This is a genomic window from Commensalibacter communis, from assembly GCF_947179105.1.
Taxonomy (GTDB): domain Bacteria; phylum Pseudomonadota; class Alphaproteobacteria; order Acetobacterales; family Acetobacteraceae; genus Commensalibacter; species Commensalibacter communis.
The window spans coordinates 72176-93532 of record NZ_CAMXCK010000006.1; the positions used below are offsets into that span (position 1 = coordinate 72176).

Here is a 21357-nt window from a genome sequence, read left to right on the forward strand (position 1 = left end):
AATTGAATATCTTGTAAATCTTAAGAAGATATTTATTAAGTTTATTTTGATTCTTTTATTAAAAAATAATCTTATAAATATATTAGAAAATATAGGATAAGTGCATAATTTCGCTCAAAAATTAAATATGATTATTTATTTTTTTGAATGAGTATTGATTTGAGGTAAAGGCATGATGACGCACTTGAGAAGCAAATTATCACAGTTTTCATTCGGTTGGTGTCAACTGAATGGAATACGGAAACTGTCAATGAAGTCATCTACTGCCTTGATATTGCGTGTAGGGAGCGTCAGTGGATTGGCGGCATTAGTTGCTGCTTGCTCTTCTTCTACACCACGTCCGCAACAAATGCCTATTGCACAAGAGGTCGCTAATTATAAAGCACGTGCACGCTCTTATTATGCCCCGCCTGGACCAGCGAGTGACCCTTGGGGGCCTTACATCAAAGAAGCATCCGAACGTTTCGATGTGCCTGAGGCTTGGATCAGAGCAGTAATGAAACAAGAATCAGGTGGCAATTCTTTTGCGACATCTGGACCTGGTGCGATGGGACTAATGCAGTTAATGCCCCCAACGTATGACGAGCTTCGTATCGCATATAACTTGGGTGACGATGCGTATGATCCACATGATAATATCGCTGCGGGTGCAGCCTATATTCGTCAAATGTATGATATTTACGGATCTCCAGGATTTTTGGCGGCTTATAATGGTGGACCTGGTCGTCTTGATGATTTTTTAACCCGTAATAGAACATTACCTTTGGAAACACGTCGTTATGTAGCCTCTATTGGTCCTAGAATTCAGGGGGCAAATCCGAAACGTCGTTCTCAGGCAGATTTATTGGTAGAAAGTCACAGCCTTGGTTCTGGTGTTGACCCAACCCTTTATGCATCTGCTGCTCAACCATCTTCTGCACGTCAACTTGCATTATCTCCCCAAGCAAATTCAGTGCAACAAGCTTGGGCTAATCGTATGGGGGGTGGCGGTCAGTCATCTGCTGACAATTTGAATGTTGCAAGTTTAAATCGTGTTGGCAATGCGACTACTGAAGCTTTGAATGGTCAAAGTCTAAATAGTTCTGGACGCACTGTTGCTTCTACAAAAGCATCACGGCGCAATGAGAATACTAGTTACCCAACACAGTGGAAAAGTTTCGATCGACAGCCTACGACTGTTGCACAATTAGACACACGTCAAGATATTAAATCTGCTTGGGCGTCAAGAGGGTATAAAGCCTCCCCACCACCTGTTTCTAGCGGCGAGCCACCTATTTTTATCCCATCTTCATCCCAACCTGTCCAAGTTGCTTCAGCACCTGTTAGCAATAGTAGTCGTTATTATCAACCCGTTTCTTATCGTATGCCCGCTGCCAGTACCAAGAGAGCTGCCGCTGCACCTGTAAAAACCAGTAATATTTCAACTGCTGGGGGATGGGGCATTCAAGTTGGCGCTTTTGCATCTTCTTCTTTGGCGCAAAGTGCTGCTGGTAAAGCAAAAAGTAAAGCAGCTTTGAAAGCGGGTTCCCAGCAAGTACAAGCAGTTCAAGTCGGAAAAAATAAACTTTATCGAGCCAGAGTTACAGGCTTAAGTAAAGATGCTGCTCAGAATGCTTGTCAAAAACTGTCCTCTTGTATGTTGCTTTCGCCTTCAAAAATCTAGAAATCAATCATAAAAGCGCTTAATTGTAATTAAGAATTAAGAAAAGCAGCTTTTGAAGCTGCTTTTTTTGTATAGCATTTAGGATTATTTTATATAAATTGTCTTTTTTATAGTTATTAGCAGGAAAGATATCAAAGTAAATATTATAAAATTGTAAAAAGATCTTCTTTGGTCAAACGAGATTTTGGTAACGTTGCAAATATATCGTCGTCAGCCCTATATCCCAAAGCGATGACAACCAGGCTCATATAGCCTTGCTCCGTTAAATTAAATTCTTTATCTAAAATTTTGCAATCAAATCCTTCGATAGGGGTTGCATCTATTCCTAAAGCGGAAGCTCCTAGTAATAGATTGCCTAATGCAATATAGCATTGTTTGTTCATCCAACCTTGAGCATCCTCATGTAGATCTATAAAGTTCATATACTGATTGACTTGTTGCTCAATCTTTTCATAAGAATCAAGGCGGCCATCGTGATAGGCTTTTTCAATAGTTTTAGTTAAATAATCACGATCTATATTGGTTTTAGAGCATATTACGATACTGTGGGATGAGTTGATAATTTTATCATAATTGAACGTAAAGAAAGCAGAAGCCATCGAGGATGCAATGCGTTTTTTTCCTTCTGGCGTCCCTGTCAAAATGAAATGATATGGCTGAGAATTTATAGATGTTGGGGTATATTGCAACAATTCGACCAGTTGTTCTATTTGCTCTTCGGGTATTTTTTTGTTTGGATTATATTTTTTGGTTGAATAACGTTGATGAATAATTTGTTGAAGATTCATATTGTCCTCTTTAAAAGTTAGTTAAGTATAAATTTAATTACATACATAATGACGTAAGATTTAAAGCAAATTAAATAAATTACATATTAAGGATTAGTTGGAATAACCGCTAACATTGGAATAGTCATATACGTATTTAATGGCTCTATATGACGGTTAATCTCAATGTCAAACGATGTATTTTCTCTGTTGGCAGTAGGGTTGAAAACATAAAAATTACTTCCATGAGGCTCCTCTTGATAGGATCGAGCTGTTTCGTTGCCTATTGACGTTGCTTTTTGCAGAAGTTGTTTTGCACCTTTGGCAGAGATTGTATAACATCCAAGGCCAGAGAAGGAGAATGTCTTGAGTGTTTGAACGGCCTTTAAGTCGCTGTTTTTATACAAAGATACATCAATTAGATCATTATTTGGTTTTTCAAGTTCTTCTGTACCATATCCCATAAATGTATAAATGATCTTAGGCAAGCAAGTCATGATTTCTACACAAGGATTCCAATTAAGATTGTAGCCCCAAATGATTAAATCATATCCAGTTTTAAGAGACAAAGATTTTTTTTGATGCTCTAAAAAATTTTTGTGAGTGACCGTATTTGATTCAAAAACCGTTACTGGTGATTGTGTTTCCACTGCTTGTTGCCATAGGGAAAGGTGAGTTTTGGTAAAAGCAAGTGTTGTCAAATCATAAATATTATTTTCCGTAATAATATTGTTTGATATTAATTCATCACGCAAAGTAAGATTAGAAACTGGCGCTTTTACAGGAGTGACATCAGTTGTTAGGTGCTGATTATTGGTTTTGAAATTTTCTAAATGATCACTGTTATTATCAGAATATATAACAAAATACTTCATGTTAACTCAAATTAGTCCATAATTGATGTATATTTTTGTTATAATATTATTTAAAATTTCTGAGTAATTAGAAAACTTATTTTAACAATTAATATACATTGCGTTTTATAAAATTAAAATATTAACGTGATAATATTATAAAATGCAATGTATTTTACAAAAGATATTAAGCTTCAGCCTTATCCTCAGAACCATCTAATCGATAGATAGAGGTTGGAATGATCTTAATGTTTTTGAATTGAGCTGCTAATGTTAAACAAGAAATCACGAAAATAGTAACTAGATTAATGACTGCTAAAAAGGAGAAATTTAGCCAACTTCCCGGTAGAGGAACGTGGATTAATTGTTTATATTGATAAGGGACAAATGCAATTGAAAAAAAATCAATGGTTAATAGATAAATTGTCCAAACAATAAGGGAACCAATAATTGTTCCATAGAGATAACGATGAATTGAATACATGTTATTCTCTCCTTTCCACTTTTATTAATTAGCGATTATTTCATATATGGGTTTTGCCGTAAAATTATTACACCGATCTTTAAGTATATTAAATTAAACTTTAGATGTCAATAATATATAATTTTATTAATGCGTAATAAGAGCGATGATATCGTTTGCTGTTTGTATTGGTGTATTTAATTTTAGTTTATTTTCGGCTGGGAAAAAAGATTGCCTCAATAAAGTATTTGTAGGTGGAAGAGAGAGATAATGGATATTTAAAGACGATAATTGTGCAATTTCCTGTTGCCAAGTTTGAATCATTGCTCCAAGAGCTGTTTGGATGGACACGACTGGAGACCAGAAAGGTTGTACTGACGTTATTGGTTGGAAAAAGATTGCATTAGCATCGGCTGTTGCCGTTAATAATGGTGATAACGTGCGGATTAATCGCCAAGCACTTGATAAATTCGCCTGTATATTTTTATCCCAAGCTCTATCAGTGATTTGCGTCACTGGGGTAAGGGGGACATATTGAAACGCAGCATGAATAAAAATATCCAATCGGTTAAACTGTGCTGCGATCGAAGGCCCAATCAGATCAATTTGTTGTGAAGTGTCACTATTCCCTAAATCCAGGGGTAACAAAGTTGCTTTTCCGCCAAAAGATAGGATTTTATCATCGGTTTGCATCAATCCCATTTGGGCTCTGGCACTGATGATACAATGGGCACCAGCCTGTGCCAAAGCGACGGCACAGGCCTGACCGATTCCACGGCTGGCACCTGTAATAAAGGCAATCTTATCTTGTAATGGTAAACCCATTGTTTATTTAGATTTGACTAATTGCATATCATGATCTGTTAACGGAATTGGATAATCCCCTGTAAAGCAAGCATCGCAATATTGTGGGTTTTGATTGTTTCTTTTGTCTTCTTGCAGAGCACGATAAAGACCGTCAGCAGACACAAATCCCAATGAATCAGCGCCAATTAATTTACACATTTCATCGATTGAATGGGTATGAGCCAATAGTTTTTCTTCGGCAGGGGTATCAATTCCATAAAAACAAGAATGTTGTGTAGGAGGGGAGGCAATACGCAAATGAACCTCTGTAGCACCTGCAGCCCTGACCATTTCAACGATTTTCTTGGACGTGGTTCCACGAACAATCGAATCGTCGATTAAGATTACACGTTTGCCGTTGATGACGGCACGATTGGTGGCATGCTTTAATTTGACCCCCAGATTACGAATTTGATCGGTCGGTTCAATAAAGGTTCTGCCAATATAATGGCTACGAATAATGCCTAACTCAAAAGGAATATTGCTTGCCTCGGCGTAACCTATTGCAGCTGGTACTCCAGAATCAGGAACAGGGACGACGACATCGGCTTCTATGTGGGATTCTTTTGCTAATTCAGCACCAATTTTTTTTCGTGCCATATAAACTGATTTATTTTCGATAACCGAATCAGGTCTAGCGAAATACACATATTCAAAAATACAAAAACGACTTGAAGTATTATCAGCAAATGGATGGATAGAGCGAACCCCATCGTGATCGATAATGATGACCTCGCCAGGCTCGATATCACGAACAAAATCCGCACCCATGCTGGACAATGCACAGGTTTCACTGGCGACAACCCATGAGTTTTCATCTTGACTATATGGCAATTTACCAAGAATCAAAGGCCTTACGCCCAAAGGATCTCTGGCAGCGATTAACATGTCTTTGGATAAAGCAACCAAAGAATATGCACCTTGAACTTGTTTGATGGCATCAATGAAACGATCAATGACGTTGCTGTATAACGAAATTGCAATTAGATGAATAAAAACTTCGCTATCTGTGCTGGATTGGAATAAACAGCCTCTACGCACCAAAGATTGTTTTAATAATTGTGCGTTGGTTAAATTGCCGTTATGTGCAACCGCAAACCCACCAAATTCAAAATCACCATATAAAGGCTGCACATTGCGTAATTGTGTTTCACCTGTGGTGGCATAACGATTATGGCCAATTCCCATTCCTCCAGGTAAAGAGGCAATCACTCTTGGGTCATCAAAGACTTCCCCAACTAACCCTAGACCACGATGTGTATGAAATTGGTTCCCGTCATAGGTCACGATGCCACTTGCTTCTTGCCCACGATGTTGCAAAGCATGTAGCCCCAATGCGGTTAACGAAGCTGCATCTTGGGTTGTCCATATACCGACAACACCGCATTCTTCGTGGAATTCGTCATCGTCGATAAAATCAAGTTCATGAGAAGAAAAAGAGGAAAGTGTCATGATAAATCCATGGTGGTTAAGGGAAAAACAGAATAATCGTAAGAGAACAATATGAGGTTAATAATCAGGGGAAACCCCTTCGTCTGGATTATGTTGTCCAGTTGCAGGCAAAGGTTCATTTGGATCAGTAATCATATTTGGATCGGTGTTTGTATTGGTTGGATAAGATGTTCTGGGCGTTTTTATCTGTGGAACAATAATATCTCTTTGCATGGAGCTGGGCAGCAAGCCGTTAATATAAACAGCACCTTGATAAACATAAGGAACCATTTGGCTTTCTTGTAAAATTTCTGGCCATTGCGCCGAAGGAAAAACAATACCACCAAAAATATAAATAATTGCCAAGGTGGCAAACCCCTTTACCGCACCACACGCAGCACCAAGCAGTCGATCCAGTCTTCCCAGAATAGAAAAACGTGTTGAGTTTTGACCAACAATCACATTAGCAAGCGTATTAATAACGATGCAACATAATATAAAAATAGTGGCAAATGATGCTATGTCAGCAATGGTTTCATTGCTAATATAAGGGGTGATCTTTGGTGCGAGGTCAGGATACCAACGATTAGCAAGGCTTGCAGCAACAACCCATCCAAACAAACCAATGAATTCTCGGGTAAAGCCTCTGGTTAATCCTGATAAAGCACTCAGGATAATTATCCCAAGGCAAACCAGATCAATCCAGTTCATATTATCTAGCACTTTATTAAGAGATCCCTTTTTAATGAAGTGTGTAAAACATATTCATAATTAAACAATGTCTTTATATCAATAGATAGTTATAAATTATTTTCGTTACACCTAGAACCTATTATTTGCCTTATCGTTATTTTTACTTAGTGAATGATAGATAGGAAGAATTGTTCTAAAATCAAATTTTATCAAAAATATTTTTGCGCTTCATCGCATAATAGACAATTACTCTCGAAATGCTCGATAAACGATCAAAGCGTTATTAACTTCAATTGTAAATTCATCCCCTAAGGATTCGTTTAATGACCCTTGCCACCAATAAATATGATTTTGTTTATTCGAAGAATATTTTAAATTGGTGGTAGTAATTGGAGTAGGGGACTGACTAAATAAAGAAACTTGTTGTTTAGAATAGCTTTCAAAGCTGGATAGAAGCTGAATAGCATTAAAAACGCCAAAATCGCTAATCATGGTGACGTTGTCAATGATTGATAGATAATTTACTAGTAAGGCAATATTGGCGATGGTGTGGTCTTCTCTTTTCCCCGTTGCGCCTAAGATAATCAAAGATTGTACGGATTGGCTTTGGCAAAATAACACCGCTTTGGTGAGATCGTTGGTATTTTGGTCTGATAATTTTATAAATTTATCTTGATATTTTATCTGATTATCTAGCGATAAAGAATCGCCATCCCCAATAATGACCTGTGCAGTAAGATGATGGTTTGATAAATTATTGGCTGCTCCGTCGCAACAGACCAGCTTGTCTTGATGATATTGTAAAATCGATTTTGGAAATAGGGTGACGGGGGAAATCACCATTTGCGAGGATAATGGCTTGTGCTGAGCTTTGGATGGTAGGCATAGGATAGTATTTCATAGAATTTTTTCCTATGGAAACTGTAACATTAGTTCAAAAAGTTAATTAAATGGTAATCTTAATTTGAAGAATAATATAAAGTAACTATTTTTTCTTTGATTAAGACAAGAAAATAGTGTTTTTGCTCAGATAAATAGAGAACGTTAGGAAATATTTAGAGGAGCAACTATTTAAAGATAAGGGGGGCGTGGAGTATACCTTATATATAGCGCAGGAAATTATTGTTAGACTTTGGCGAAACAGTTATTAAAAACTCGAATCATTAGCATTTTAGTTATATTGAGTTGAATGAGTATATCATTCTTCATTTTCCTCGCGTTTGGACAATTCCTTGTCTGTGGATAAATTGGTATCATCTTCGGGCTGCAAACGACTAGGTAATAATAAACCTGATTGATCTAAGACAGGATAAGCCGCTGATGCCACGATATGCGTGTTAGTACGTTTTAAATCACGAGCAAGTTCCAGCATAAATGACCCATAAAGGATCTGGTTTTTTTTATTGGTGGTTTCTTCTCGTAAACGACGATAATAAATAGAGTTTGCTTGATTTTCAGTTTCCCTGAAAATATCCTTTTCCTCGGCCAGCTTTCTGGCGATGGTTTCATCCTCGTTCATCAACAAAGTTGCAGCAATACGTAAATTTTGATGCATACGTTTTAACATATCTTTCAAAGGTTGCATCATCTCATCGGGTAAAATGATGCGCTGCTTAGCCATTTTATGAACCGTTGGTAAGACATTGCGATCCAAGACATCACTGGCATTGGCAATTTGTGTGCAAAAAGTAAGTATGCGTTCTGTTTGTGTTAATTCATTCCGGTTTAAAGACTCAGGATCTAATGCTGTGACGTAACTTTGAATAGAATTGGTTAATTTATCCAGAATAATATCAACTCTTCTTGCCTCAATGGCGATTTGAGGAGTTTTGCTTTTCAATGTATTATCTACCCCATACAACATTTTCTCCAATGCATCGCACAAACGCAAAGATTCCCTGATTGCGTTGCTGATAGCAAGCATAGGGGATTGTTTCAGAGCGGATTTATCAAGATATATTGGCTTAGATGGATCTTCTGTTTTTTCCTCTTTTGGACGGGGCATGATGCGCTTCAGGAACTCAGCATAAGGTGTCAAAAAGGGTAGAAATACAGCAGCCGTCACAATGTTAAAAAGAGTATGAAAATTGGCTACAGACCGATTCATATCAGGATAATAGTAGATAAACCAACGCGTCATTTGCGTCAGAAATAACATACAAATTGCTGCACCAATAACACGGTTTAATAGATTCCCTATAGGTAAACGTTTAGAGACGATATCTTTGCCAGTTCCTTCCAATACTGGGTTCAATGCTGTCCCGATATTGGAGCCAATAACCATTGCAAAAGCGGTTTCTGGTGGGATAACATTATGCGATGCGAACGAGGCAATTAATAAGACAACAGCAACAGAGGAATGCATAATCCATGTTAAAACCAATGCAATAAATACGGCGATTAAGGGCATATCTGCGATGCTGCCCAGCATCAAGCGCAAAGAGGGCTGGTTGGTGTATGGTTGTAAGATTTCTAAGAATTGATGCAGAGAAATTAAAATTAGACCCAACCCAATGAACGATCTACCTAAATCACGTACAGCGTTCATCCACCGTCTGAACATCACCACCCCAATAAGAACAAACAAAGGAGCTATGCGTGATACGTCAAATGATAACAATTGAACGATCAACGTTGTTCCGACATTCGCCCCAAGCATCACCGCCAAAGCAGAGGGAAGTCCAATGACGCCATTTGCGGTAAAGCTGGTAATCATTAATCCAGTAGCTGTAGATGATTGCAAAACGGCAGTAATGCCCAAACCCGCAAAAAAAGCTTGAATCTTGTTTCGTAATGTTTTTGATAAAATCTGATTGAGCCTTGCGCCAAAAGCACGTTGTACGCCAGTTTGCACCATATGTACACCCCATAGCAACAGGGCAACACTGCCGGCAAGATCAATAATACTAACAAAATTCAATGATAAACCTCGATTGTAAATTAAAAGCAGTTTCGCGAATAAGAATGGTGGATATTTAGGTAAAATGAATGATAAAAAAAGTCAGATAAAATTTATTTAAAATTATTAAAGTCGTTAGCATATCACCATAAAGTATGAGTAATCAATATAAAGGATTGTTTTAGGTGATATTCTTTTAGGAAATAGTTTTGAGCCCAATATCCAATTTTCTACATTTGCTTACTGGTATTAAATAGATTTAAAATGAGAACAATTAATTAATAATTATGCACACAATTTAGACGAATTTATGTTCTCCTTTTTTGGTAAAGGTTGATTAATGGAAATTATCCCCACTGAATGTTTTGATTTGTCGCCTATTGAAGGTGAAAAACTTGGTTATGTCTATATTGATAGTCAAAAAACGTCATTGTGTTTAACTGGAGAAAAATTGGAAGTTTGCATCAAATTCGATCAATATTATGTTGCGTTTATTACTTATTATAGTGATGTTGCAGATGAAAGTCGTCGTTTAGCAATTTATTTAGTTGATCAGCAGTATAATTTGTTGGATAGCAAAGAGATATTTGGTCAAGCAATAACCTATATGTTTGGTGAAAATGTCGATGATCGATTTTATGGGTTGGAGTTAAGAGAGCCTAATACTATTCTTTTTGATTTTATGTATACTAATCAACATCAATTAACTGTACACTTACATTTAGCACCAAAGAAATGTTATTTAAAGTTAAGGCAACCTCGAAATTTTAAACGAGAACGTGTCATGAAATGGACAGAATATAAAGTTTCTGGACGTGAAGGACATCAATCTGTTGTTATTAACAAACTTGGTAATGATACAAGTCCTGAGCCAAAAATAACAATGCAAACGCCATATTATAATCACGAATTTTCTGTTAAGAGCCAAATATTTTTAGATGGTAAATATACGCATTTGACATTAGATGGGACTTTTTTAAAAAATATTATAAAAATTGACAAACATTATGTATTCATTATTCGAACAATTGTTAATAATCATTGCTGGGATAATTTACATTTAGTCAGTGAAGATTTTAAACTATTGGAAAGTGTTGAAATTGATAGAGAGTATGATTTTATAAAAATCATTATAGATATGCGGTCTCATCAAGATAATAGTTTTATTATTGATTATTCTGGGGAAAGCAAAGGTTTAAAATCCCTTATTCACCGTCAACTACGTTGTTGGGTTTCAGAAAAGAAAATATTTACGGCTTTACCACTTCCAAGGTCTTTATGTTGCTTAAGATGGGGAATATATAGACAAGCAGATTCTAAATCTCATTTTCGTTTTAAAAAAGTTAAAATATATACAGAACCGTTGGTATAATTATCTTAATGCATGAAGAGAATTAAATGGAATATGTTTCTTACATAGAATTTTCTGTATCACCGATCTGTACGGCCAAAGAACCAGAATACCCGATAAAAAGCTATGTTGTTTTAAAATGGTCAAAAAACCAACATGATTATTGGTGGCATTGTATTAGAGGCTTGTATTCGGATTTATGAGTATTATTTGGTCTTTGCAACTTATGATTGCCCATTTGAAGAAGGATTAACAGTTTCTTTGCTTGATAAAAATGGAAGGCTATTGGAAACAAAAGATATTTTTGTTGCTTACTACACAGATGTATTTTTAGGTTTAAACTTATATCCTCCGAACATTATGACTTTTGATTTTTTATATAAAGGATTATGGAGAATAGAAGTTTTCCCTCCTACTGAAAAAGCGGATACATTAAAAGATCCTATATCTATATGGAAAAGAAAATTTAACATAAAACCTTATTGGAAAATGACCTTAAATGAAGAGGATGTTTTAATTCCTCTTAAAGTAAGATAAGTTATTGTCTTGTCAATCTGCTTTATAGTCGTGCTTTATATATGTATATCGCCTTGGATATTGTAAAAGTGTGTATGTGATTAATAGAGATGTAATAAGAACCCTTCTTGTTTCTTTAAATTAAAACAAGAAGAGTATATTTTTCTTAAACAATAAAATACTTGGCTTTTGGATGAAACAAAACCAGAGCAGAAGTGGATTGTTCTGGATGTAATTGCCATTCTTCAGACAAAGTAATCCCTAATTGCTCGGCTTTTAGTAATTTCAAGATATGTTTTTGATCTTCGATATTTGGACAAGCTGGATACCCAAAAGAATAACGAGAACCACGATATCCTTGCATCAAAAGTTGATTCATATCGGGATCGTCTTCACCCATATATCCCAGTTCAGAACGCATACGCTGATGGGTATATTCCGCCATGGCTTCGGTCATTTCAACGGATAATCCATGTAGGTACAGATAATCTTGGTAGCGATTATCTTCGAACCACACTCGGGTAGTGTCAGAAGCTTGTTGACCAACGGTTACAACTTGTAATCCAATAACATCACGAACAGGATCATCAATATCGCGTACAAAATCGGTTAAACAAAAACGATTAGCCCCAGGCTGTCTGGGTAAATTAAAGCGGCATAATTCGGTTTGACCATCTTCATCAAAAAGAATGAGGTCTTCACTACATGCTGCCGCTTTCCAATAGCCATATAAAGCCTGAGGTTGCAGGATATTTTCTTTTTCACATTGCTCTATGAGTTTATGTAAAATGGGTCTTAACTCAACTTTTGCATTTTCAAGGAACTCTTCCAGCGTTTTCCCTTGTTTTTTCATGCCCCATTGTAGTTGATACAACGAACGTTCATTTAGAAACGGCAGGATCGCCTTCATTTTTGCTTCTAATCGTTTTACCCCCCAAAATGGTGGTGTAGGAACCTCTTCGTCGGGAGCCATTTCTCGACGGCGTTGTGTTGATTCTTCCTTAGTTAATGGAGGAACTTCGATTTTTTCTTTCTTAGCCGCACGTTTAGGACGTTTATTCTGCACTTTTTGAGCCGCAACATATCCCTCTAAATTTCCAGATGCAATTTTTTCCATTAATGTAAGCCCGTCAAACGCATCACGTGCATAGGCAACTAATCCATTGTTTTTGCTATAAGCTGCGGAGCAATCGTCTTCAACATAAGCACGGGTCAGAGCAGCACCACCCAGTAACACAGGAACATTTAATCCTTGTTCAGCCATTTCTTCTAGATTTTCACGCATAATCACGGTGGATTTTACCAACAGACCCGACATACCAATCGCATCGGCATTATGCTCTTTGGCGGCATTAATCATATCCGCAACAGGGACTTTAATCCCTAAATTAACAACGTTGAATCCATTATTGCTCAGGATGATATCAACAAGGTTTTTCCCAATATCATGTACGTCGCCTTTAACAGTTGCCAAAACCATCGTACCTTTGGTTTCATTGCTGGTTTTTTCCATAAAAGGTTCAAGGAAAGAAACAGCAGCTTTCATTGTTTCTGCGGATTGTAATACGAAGGGAAGTTGCATTTTTCCAGAACCAAATAACTCACCAACGGTTTTCATGCCACTTAACAATAAAGTATTGATAATTTCTAAAGGCTCGTACTTTTCCATAGCCTTTTTCAAATCGTCTTCTAAGCCTTTACGATTGCCATCCACAATACGATCATGAAGCTGTTCTTCAATCGTGGTTGCAACAGGACGTGCCGCAGCTTGAGAGGCTTTGCGATCAGCAAAGATTTCTAAGACTTTCTTTAAAGGATCATAATCCTCGGTTCTGCGATCAAAAATCAAATCCTCAATAACTTTGACTTCTTCTTTGTCAATTAAATGCATAGGACGGATTTTAGAAACATGAATAATTGCAGAAGTCATACCTGCTTGTTGCGCATGATATAAAAAGACCGAGTTTAAGACGGCACGTGCCGCAGGATTTAACCCAAAGGAAATATTGGATAATCCCAAAACAATTTGAATATCAGGGAATTTATCATGAATGGCTTTGATGCCTTCCAATGTCCACAGACCTAATTTGCGATCATCCTCAACCCCAGTGGCAATGGTAAAGGTAAGGGGATCAATCATCAAATCAGACTGAGGTAATCCATAACGATCACAAGCAAATTCAACCAGGCGTGTTGCAATACGCAATTTATCCTCGGGCGTTTTTGCCATTCCAACCTCGTCAATGGTAAGGGCAATTACAGCAGCACCAAACTTTTTTGCCAAAACCATCCGTTCAGCTGCAATTTCTTCGCCATCTTCAAAATTGATAGAGTTGATAATTGGTTTCCCACCATGTAATTTTAAACAAGTTTCAATGACATCGGTGCCCGTGGAATCAATGACTAAAGGTGCATTAATAGAAGAGGTAAAACGAGGAATAATTTCACGCATTTCAGCATCTTCATCGCGCCCAACAAACGCCATACAGACATCAAGCGCATTAGAGCCTTCTTTTAATTGCTCACGCCCAACGGTAACACAACCATCCCAATCTTGTTCGGCTTGCAGATCTCGCCATTTCTTAGACCCATTGGCATTACAACGCTCACCAATAGAAAATAGACTATTTTCTTGACGTAATGGGGTGGCAGAGAAAAGGCTGGCAACAGACGGCATGGCAACATGTGTGCGTGGAATAGATTTTGGACGACCAGCAGAACCTTCATTAGTGGCTCTTTCGCGTAACACTTTGTCCATTGCAGCAATGTGGTTCGGATTGGTACCGCAACAGCCACCAATCATATTGATTTTTTGCTCTTCTATATAACGAGCCATCCAATGTCCCATTTCTTCTGGAGATAATGGATAATGAGTTTTACCATCTAAAAGCTCTGGAAGACCGGCATTAGGTTGCATCGAAATTAATCGTGGCCAATATTGAGAGAGCCATTTAATAGCCTCGCCCATTTCACGGGGGCCAGTTCCGCAGTTCATCCCCATCATTTGCACGTCCAAAGCATCAATTACCGTTGCAGCAGCAGCAATATCACTGCCAACCAACAAAGTGCCAGTCGTTTCAATTGTGACTTGGACAAAGATAGGCAAGAAGAGGCTGGCTTCTTTTTGAGCAAGTTTTGCAGCATTGACCGCAGCTTTGATCTGTAATGGGTCTTGACATGTTTCAATTAAAAAACAATCGACCCCACCATCAATTAATCCACGACATTGTTCCGCAAGTGCAGCTTCTAGCGGATCATAAGCGATGTTACCTAAGGAGGGAAGGCGTGTTCCTGGGCCAATTGATCCAACAACAAAACGTTCTTTCCCATCTTTAAAAAGGTCAGCAGCTTCATGAGCAATTTCAGCCGCACGTTTATTGATTTCACGGGTTTGGTCTTGAAGGTCAAATTCACTAAGCGTAATGGTGGAGCCACCAAAAGAATTGGTTTCCACCATATCCGCGCCTGCTTCGAAATATTGGCGGTGGATATCTCTTACCAAATCAGGTCTGGACAGGTTTAAAACTTCTGTACAATTTTCTTTGCCCCAAAAATCTTTTTGGATATCAAGGTCAAGCATTTGAACAATCGAACCCATGCCACCATCACATAGGAGGATTTGTTGTTGAAGTTTTTCAAGAAGTTTACTTTGTCCAGACATAAATAAAAAGCCTAATCATCAGTTGAGGTAAAGAGTAAAGATAGTCAATTGCAGTTTATAAGTGAAGTATATTAAAAATAGATCTTACTTTATAATAACAAGATATAAAATTAAAAAAAATTCATATAAAATAGTATTGTTTTGGATGTGAAATAAATTTATAATGATTTCATCATTTATATTATGACTGGGTAATTTACAAATCATAATATTTTAATTTGGTTAATTTTATTAGAATATTTGAAATGGTTGAATTATTGACAAATAATTGATATGTTCCGTTGTGTTTCTTTGGAGAGAGTCATTTAAGGTTAAACTGGGCATCTCGATTTCCAAGAAGCGTTAAGTTTTAGTATTATAGAGATTTTTGATGAAAGATGATCCGTGGATCAACCATTAAACACTCCCCTTCAGTCAGGATCGGGGCAAAATAAAGACGGTGCGACCCAAAAAGCCGAGCGCCTTTCTCCGATGATGATCCGTATTCGTGCCACAATGGCGGCTGCTAAATATCATGGTGTTGATCTTGACATGCGTGATCTCGCCACACAGCCAGACGAAGCTTCTCCTTCCCCAGCAACGCTTGCGCGTTGGTTGAATGGTCAAGGTTTGGTTGCAAAAGGAATGCGTTTAAAGTGGCGTTATTTGATTCGTTTATATAATTCCTCACCCGTCGTATTGATGTTTAAAGATGGTTCTGCGGGGTTAATGGTTGGGGTTAACCCAAAAAAACGGATTGTTTTTCTTAGAGATCCCTTAGGCAAAGAAACAGATGCCCCCATAGCCGTTGACGAATTACGATTGCGTCAAGCATGGACAGGGGATGTCCTATTGGTCAAAGCCAATCGGAATCTTTCTGAGGCAGATGCTGTTATTAACTTTACATGGCTTGCAAAGATGGTATTGCGTGAACGCGTTTTATTACGTGACATCAGCTTTGCCTCGATGATTATCAGTATTTTGCAAATTTTCCCTGCTTTTATCGTGATGCAGGTTGTTAACCGAGTGATTGCATTCCAGTCAACAGCGACACTTATCTCGATTACAGGTTTGTTGATTATTTTATGTTTTTATGAAATTTTAATTACTTATGCTCGTCGTGAATTAACGGCCGTTTTAGCAACAAGATTAGATTCGCGTATTTCCATTCATACTTATAACCGCTTATTGGCGCTGCCATTAGAATTCTTCGAACGCCAACAGGCAGGGCGTATTGTTGGTAAAGTATCCCAGATTTATATGGTTAGGGATTTTATTACGGGTAAGTTGCTGACAACATTTTTAGATTTATTTACGTTGATCGTGATTTTGCCGTTTTTATTTTATATCAGTCCAACGCTCGCGTGGTTAACGGTTGCTGCTGCTGGTTTGATTGGTCTTATTGTGATTTTATTCCTTCCGGCTATTACTAAACGTTTCAGGAGTCGTATCGAATCTGAAATGACACGTTCGTCAATGATGTATGAGACTGTAGCGGGGATCAGAACGGTTAAAACTTTGGCATTAGAACCCGCACGTCGACGTGAGTGGGATGAGGTGATTGCTGAGGTCTCCAAATGGCGTTTGTCGACTTCTCGAATACAAAACTGGCCCGAAACGTTGGTGATGCCACTCGATTTTTTTATTAATCGTGGTATTATCCTAATTGGTGCTTTTCTTGCAATTACAAATCCGACATCAGGGATTGATGCTGGTGTGGTTGTTGCATTTATGATGTTAGGGGGGCGTGTTGCCACTCCGTTAGTTGGTATGGCAAAGTTGACTTCGTCTATTACAGAAGTAAATACATCTCTTGGGCAAGCGGGGGATATTTTAAACAACCCTACAGAAACCAAAGCATTGACCACTGGACTTCGCCCCAAAATTGTTGGTGCTTTAGCGTTCGAGGGTGTTAATTTCACGTACCCAGGTGGGAGCAACCGTGCACTAAAAGATTTGAGTTTTTCTATTCCTGCTGGAACAATGTTGGGATTAGTTGGTCGAAGCGGTTCTGGTAAATCGACTATTACGCGTCTGCTGCAAGGTGTAAGCCGTGAATATACAGGCTTCTTACGATTAGATGGTGTTGATTTACGTGAAATTAACTTAACACATTTAAGACGCTCATTTGGTGTGGTATTACAAGACAACTTTCTATTCAGAGGAACAATCAAAGATAATATTACCGCAGGTCGTCCAGGGCTTACGATGGAGGATGTTATTCGTGCGTCACGTTTGGCAGGGGCAGAAGAGTTTATTGAGCGTATGCCGGCAGGTTATGATACCTTTATCGAAGAGGGATCTACCAATATTTCTGGTGGACAACGCCAACGGTTGGCAATTGCACGTTCTGTAATTTTGGATCCAAAATTCATGATTTTGGATGAAGCAACGTCGGCGTTGGATCCAGAAAGTGAAGCTTTGGTTAATGCCAATCTAGAGCGTATTGCGACCGGGCGTACAATGGTAATTGTCTCGCACCGACTTTCTTCTTTGGTGAATTGTGATAAAATCTTGGTTTTGGATCGAGGAGTCATGCAAGCAATTGGTAATCATGAAGAATTATTAGAGACTTGTGAAATTTATCGTACTTTATGGTTGCAACAAAACAGGCATACTCAAGAGAAACCTAATAAAGAAAAACAAAGTGGCGATGGTTTGGTGCCTGAAGGAATGTAATGATGGTTGATGATAATAAACATGATCAATTACCAAAAGGCGTTCAACCTGATGGAAAAAACAATATAGAAAACGGTTTAACTCAATCTGATGAAAATCAGACGCTGCCTAAGAAAAACACACAGGCATCCGAGATTGATAACGGGCAAGATGATGAAAATCATGTTCCAGACGGTTACTACTTACCTGATGCAGATTCTGATGATAGCTTCCAAGCGGATATGCCGATTGCATTATTGGAGTTTCATTCGCCAACGTCTGCGATAATTAATATGCCCCCGACGGCTTCTGCGCAATATATGACGTGGTTGATTGGTGGATTAGCCGTTTTTTCCTTTTTTGGAATGTGTTTATTTCCGCTTGATAAAGTTGTGTCGGCGGAAGGTCGGCTAATTTCCACGGAAACACCTTTGTTAGTACAACCTTTGGAACAAAGCATTATTAAATCTATTGATGTCAAGGAAGGCGATTTTGTTACTAAGGGACAAGTTATTGCACATCTAGATCCAACATTATCCGATGCAGATATTGATAATTTAAAAGTCCAAGTGGGTGCCGATAAAGCAGAATATGATCGTTTACGTGCAGAGGCAGACGGAAAAACTTATACTGTTGACCCATCAGACTCTTACTCTGTTGAACAGGGAAATTTATTTCTGAAACGTAAATTAGAATACGACGCGAAGGTTGCGGGCTTCGATCAAAAGATTGCCGAACAGCAAGCACAGTTAAAAAATTCCATTGCGAGCATTGCAGTGTTGCGTGGTCGTGTTAAAGTGGCCTCTGATGTTCATCAAATGCGTACAAAGTTACAGAAAGAAGAAGTGGGTAGCAGATTATCTACACTTGGCTCACAAGATACATTAATGGATGTTGAAAATAGATTAATCACTGCCCAACAAACAGCAAATGCAACGGTGAAACGTATTGAATCTCTACAATCTGAACGTACTGCATATATTGAGAATTGGAAAGGAACAATCTATAAGGAATTAAATATCGCTATTAAACAATATGCACGTGATGATGGGGATTATAAAAAGGCACGCTTACGTAAAAATAAGATATTATTAAAAGCTGAACAGGATTCTATTGTTTTATCGATTACCAAAGGTTCTGTTGGATCAGTATTGAATGCTGGCGCTCCTTTCATAACATTGATCCCTGTAGGAACAGGTCTAGAAGTGGAGGCTGCTGTTGCTGGTGATGAGATTGGATATCTAAAGTTAGGTGACAAAGCAAATATCAAATTTAGCACTTTTCCATATACGCAATATGGCGGTGCTGAAGCAGTGTTAACAAATATCAGTGCTGATGTTTTTCAACCAGGTGACATGACACAAGAAACCAACCGTCTGGGTACTGCCCCTATGAATTTTAAGAATAAACCTTTTTTTAGAGCGCGTTTAAAAATTGAGAAATATACATTACATAATGTTCCTAACTTTTTTCATCCAACACCAGGACTAACCGTTTCGGCGGATATCCATGTTGGAAAAAGGACTGTTGCGCAATATTTAATGAATGGTATTGTTCCTCAATTAACCAATGGTATGCGTGACCCTCAATAAGAGTTAGCTGTTTACTATTGATTTTATAGGAGTTTTAAAATGCGCAGATTATTTAGAATGGGCGGCGAAAGTCGTCAATCTAAAAAAATTGAGAAAATATTGGAAAAGGCTAAAGACTCATATGAAAATGAGGATTACGAAACAGCTTTTAACCAATTTTCTCAAGCTGCGTCGATGCAGTCTCCCGAGGCACAGTATTGGTTAGGAATGTGCTATCTGAACGCTCACGGGGTTCTTTTTAACCTTCGTGAAGCGGCTTTGTGGCATGAAACAGCGGCAACAGCAGGTTGGGTTGATTCAGCATATATGCTGGCATTATTGTATATGAGGGGGATACCAGAGGCACAAGAGATAACCGGACAAAATATATTTGAACCTCTTCCAGAGGAAAACTATGATAATTTACAACCTGATTTAGATAAATCGCGTTATTGGGCCAAGCAAGCAGCGGAACAAGGTTTGCCCGAAGCACAAGCATTATATGCTTACTTGCTTTCTTCTGAAACGAAAGACCCTGAAATAGTTTCTGAGGCGCTGAGTTGGTATGACAAAGCAATTGCTCAGGATTCTGCTCAAGGTTATATGGGCAAAGGATTATTGTTATTACGTTTGGGTGAAAATGATAATGATTATGCCGAAGCTGCTAGATTTTTAGAGGTTGCCGCAGAAAGAGACATGGCAACAGCATTATACAAATTGGGGGTAATGTATCAATCGGGTAGAGGGGTTCCACTTGATACCCGACGGGCGGCCGAATTATATAAAAAAGCAGCTGAAAACGGTGTAAGATCTGCTCAAGCCTTGTATGGTGTTGCGTTAAAAAATGGCCAAGGGGTAGAGCAAAACTTCATCCAAGCGGAAACTTGGTTAAGAAAAGCGGCCTTGGCAGGAGATATAGAAGCTGCTGTTGTGTTGGCAGATATGAATGGTCAAGGCAATGATGATATCCCCCCTAATTATGTTGAGGCTGCGCGTTGGTATGTAGTCGCTGCTGAAAATGGTCATGTTACAGCGACAAGATCATTGGGGTTATTGTACTTGAGGGGAATGGGGCTTCCACAATCAACTAATAAAGCCATAGATTTATTAAGTTTTGCTGCTAAGAAGGGGGACGTTATTGCGACGGTCACTCTTGGTGATATGGCAATTCAATTGTCAGACAGTAATTTGCAGATTGACGATGTCATTAAAGAGTATCTCATCCCTGGTGCAGAGCAGGGTATACAGCCAATTATGTTTAACTTGGCAGTGGCTTTATTGAAAAGCAATACGCTTAATCCTGATGCTGAAAAAGAAAAACAAGCTCGTGAATGGTTAAGGAAAAGCTGTCCAGAAGTAATGCAAGCACGATATTGGTATGGCAGAATGCTACTTGAGGGTGCGGGAGGAGAGCAAAAATCTGATGAAGCTTATGCTTGGATATCTTCTGCAGCAGAAGAAGGGATTGCAGATGCGCAAATTTTATGGGCGCATATTTTATTGGAAGGCAAAACCAATAAAGGGCAAGCCTTAGCCGAAGAAGCTCTGAAATTTTATCAAATGGCTGCAGATCAAGGCAGTGTTCCAGCAATGTTTTCTTTGGGTGCGATATATGGTGGAGGAAATCATTTAGAACCTAATCGTGAAAAGGCTCAAATTTGGTTCAGAAAAGCAGCAGAGAAAGGTCATTCGAAGGCTCAATTAATGTTGGGTCGATATTTGGCACAAGGTTTGGCTGGACAACAGGATGCAAAACAAGCACGATATTGGTTTGAAATGGCTTTGAATGCGGGGGAAAAAGAAGCTCAAAATGATCTGAAAAAATTAGAGAACCCTAATTTTATACCAGAGCTTAAAGAATCCGAAACAGCGCAGCGAATGCCAGAGAAACAAACGCAAGAATTGCCGATTTCTGAGGAAATAATACAAGAAAAATCAACTGACAAAGTTGAAGTGGCTCCAGGTTTATTTTTTGTAAAGAAAAAATAATATTTAAAGAATGATG

The 21357-nt window shown here is 38.2% G+C and carries 15 protein-coding genes; 6 read left to right on the forward strand and 9 right to left on the reverse strand.

Annotated features, from left to right (window positions below):
- The first annotated feature begins 250 nt into the window (after positions 1-250).
- On the forward strand, positions 251-1663 hold the full coding sequence (locus PQG52_RS09685) for a lytic transglycosylase domain-containing protein (protein ID WP_271829256.1): 1413 nt from the start codon (positions 251-253) through the stop codon (positions 1661-1663).
- Between the two features lie 143 nt (positions 1664-1806).
- Here the strand turns inward: PQG52_RS09685 and nfsB are convergent, their stop codons facing one another.
- The 8 genes from nfsB to PQG52_RS09725 form a co-directional block, all read right to left on the reverse strand.
- A complete protein-coding gene (gene nfsB / locus PQG52_RS09690; protein WP_271829257.1) occupies positions 1807-2451 on the reverse strand; it encodes an oxygen-insensitive NAD(P)H nitroreductase in 645 nt (214 codons plus the stop codon).
- Between the two features lie 86 nt (positions 2452-2537).
- The gene (locus PQG52_RS09695; RefSeq protein WP_271829258.1) at positions 2538-3305 is read right to left on the reverse strand and encodes a glycosyltransferase family 25 protein; all 768 of its coding nucleotides are present in this window, start codon (positions 3303-3305) and stop codon (positions 2538-2540) included.
- Between the two features lie 166 nt (positions 3306-3471).
- Positions 3472-3768: a hypothetical protein gene (locus tag PQG52_RS09700; RefSeq protein WP_271829259.1), complete on the reverse strand. Its 297-nt coding sequence runs from the start codon at positions 3766-3768 to the stop codon at positions 3472-3474.
- A gap of 126 nt (positions 3769-3894) precedes the next feature.
- The gene (locus tag PQG52_RS09705; protein WP_271829260.1) at positions 3895-4572 is read right to left on the reverse strand and encodes an SDR family NAD(P)-dependent oxidoreductase; all 678 of its coding nucleotides are present in this window, start codon (positions 4570-4572) and stop codon (positions 3895-3897) included.
- A 3-nt stretch (positions 4573-4575) separates the two neighbouring features.
- Entirely contained in the window at positions 4576-6045 is a 1470-nt protein-coding gene (purF, locus tag PQG52_RS09710; RefSeq protein WP_271829261.1) for an amidophosphoribosyltransferase, read from the reverse strand.
- Positions 6046-6102: 57 nt separating this feature from the next.
- Positions 6103-6735: a CvpA family protein gene (locus PQG52_RS09715; RefSeq protein ID WP_271790092.1), complete on the reverse strand. Its 633-nt coding sequence runs from the start codon at positions 6733-6735 to the stop codon at positions 6103-6105.
- A gap of 228 nt (positions 6736-6963) precedes the next feature.
- The gene (locus PQG52_RS09720) at positions 6964-7560 is read right to left on the reverse strand and encodes a thiamine diphosphokinase (RefSeq protein ID WP_271829262.1); all 597 of its coding nucleotides are present in this window, start codon (positions 7558-7560) and stop codon (positions 6964-6966) included.
- A 355-nt stretch (positions 7561-7915) separates the two neighbouring features.
- Complete coding sequence (locus tag PQG52_RS09725) at positions 7916-9637, reverse strand: Na/Pi cotransporter family protein (protein ID WP_271829263.1); 1722 nt, start codon at positions 9635-9637, stop codon at positions 7916-7918.
- 319 nt (positions 9638-9956) lie between these two features.
- Between PQG52_RS09725 and PQG52_RS09730 the strand changes: the two genes are divergently transcribed.
- Positions 9957-10988 carry a hypothetical protein gene (locus PQG52_RS09730; RefSeq protein WP_271829264.1) on the forward strand — a complete coding sequence of 344 codons (1032 nt, stop codon included), beginning with the start codon at positions 9957-9959 and terminating at the stop codon, positions 10986-10988.
- 135 nt (positions 10989-11123) lie between these two features.
- Entirely contained in the window at positions 11124-11504 is a 381-nt protein-coding gene (locus PQG52_RS09735) for a hypothetical protein (protein WP_271829266.1), read from the forward strand.
- 145 nt (positions 11505-11649) lie between these two features.
- On the opposite strand, the gene metH is transcribed toward PQG52_RS09735, so the two are convergent.
- Positions 11650-15144 (reverse strand): methionine synthase, encoded by a 3495-nt coding sequence (gene metH, locus PQG52_RS09740; RefSeq protein WP_271829268.1) that lies wholly within the window; start codon positions 15142-15144, stop codon positions 11650-11652.
- 384 nt (positions 15145-15528) lie between these two features.
- On the opposite strand from metH, the gene PQG52_RS09745 reads away from it, so the two are divergent.
- Genes PQG52_RS09745 through PQG52_RS09755 form a run of 3 tightly spaced genes read left to right on the forward strand, consistent with a single transcriptional unit; the run spans position 15529 to position 21341 of the window.
- Positions 15529-17802, forward strand: coding sequence for a peptidase domain-containing ABC transporter (locus tag PQG52_RS09745; RefSeq protein WP_408869548.1), 2274 nt, complete (start codon positions 15529-15531; stop codon positions 17800-17802).
- Positions 17802-19373, forward strand: coding sequence for an HlyD family type I secretion periplasmic adaptor subunit (locus PQG52_RS09750; protein ID WP_271829269.1), 1572 nt, complete (start codon positions 17802-17804; stop codon positions 19371-19373). The genes PQG52_RS09745 and PQG52_RS09750 overlap by 1 nt, the downstream gene beginning before the upstream one ends.
- 39 nt (positions 19374-19412) lie before the next feature.
- Positions 19413-21341, forward strand: a complete 1929-nt coding sequence (locus PQG52_RS09755; protein ID WP_271829270.1) for a tetratricopeptide repeat protein — start codon at positions 19413-19415, stop codon at positions 21339-21341.
- The last annotated feature ends 16 nt before the right edge of the window (positions 21342-21357 follow it).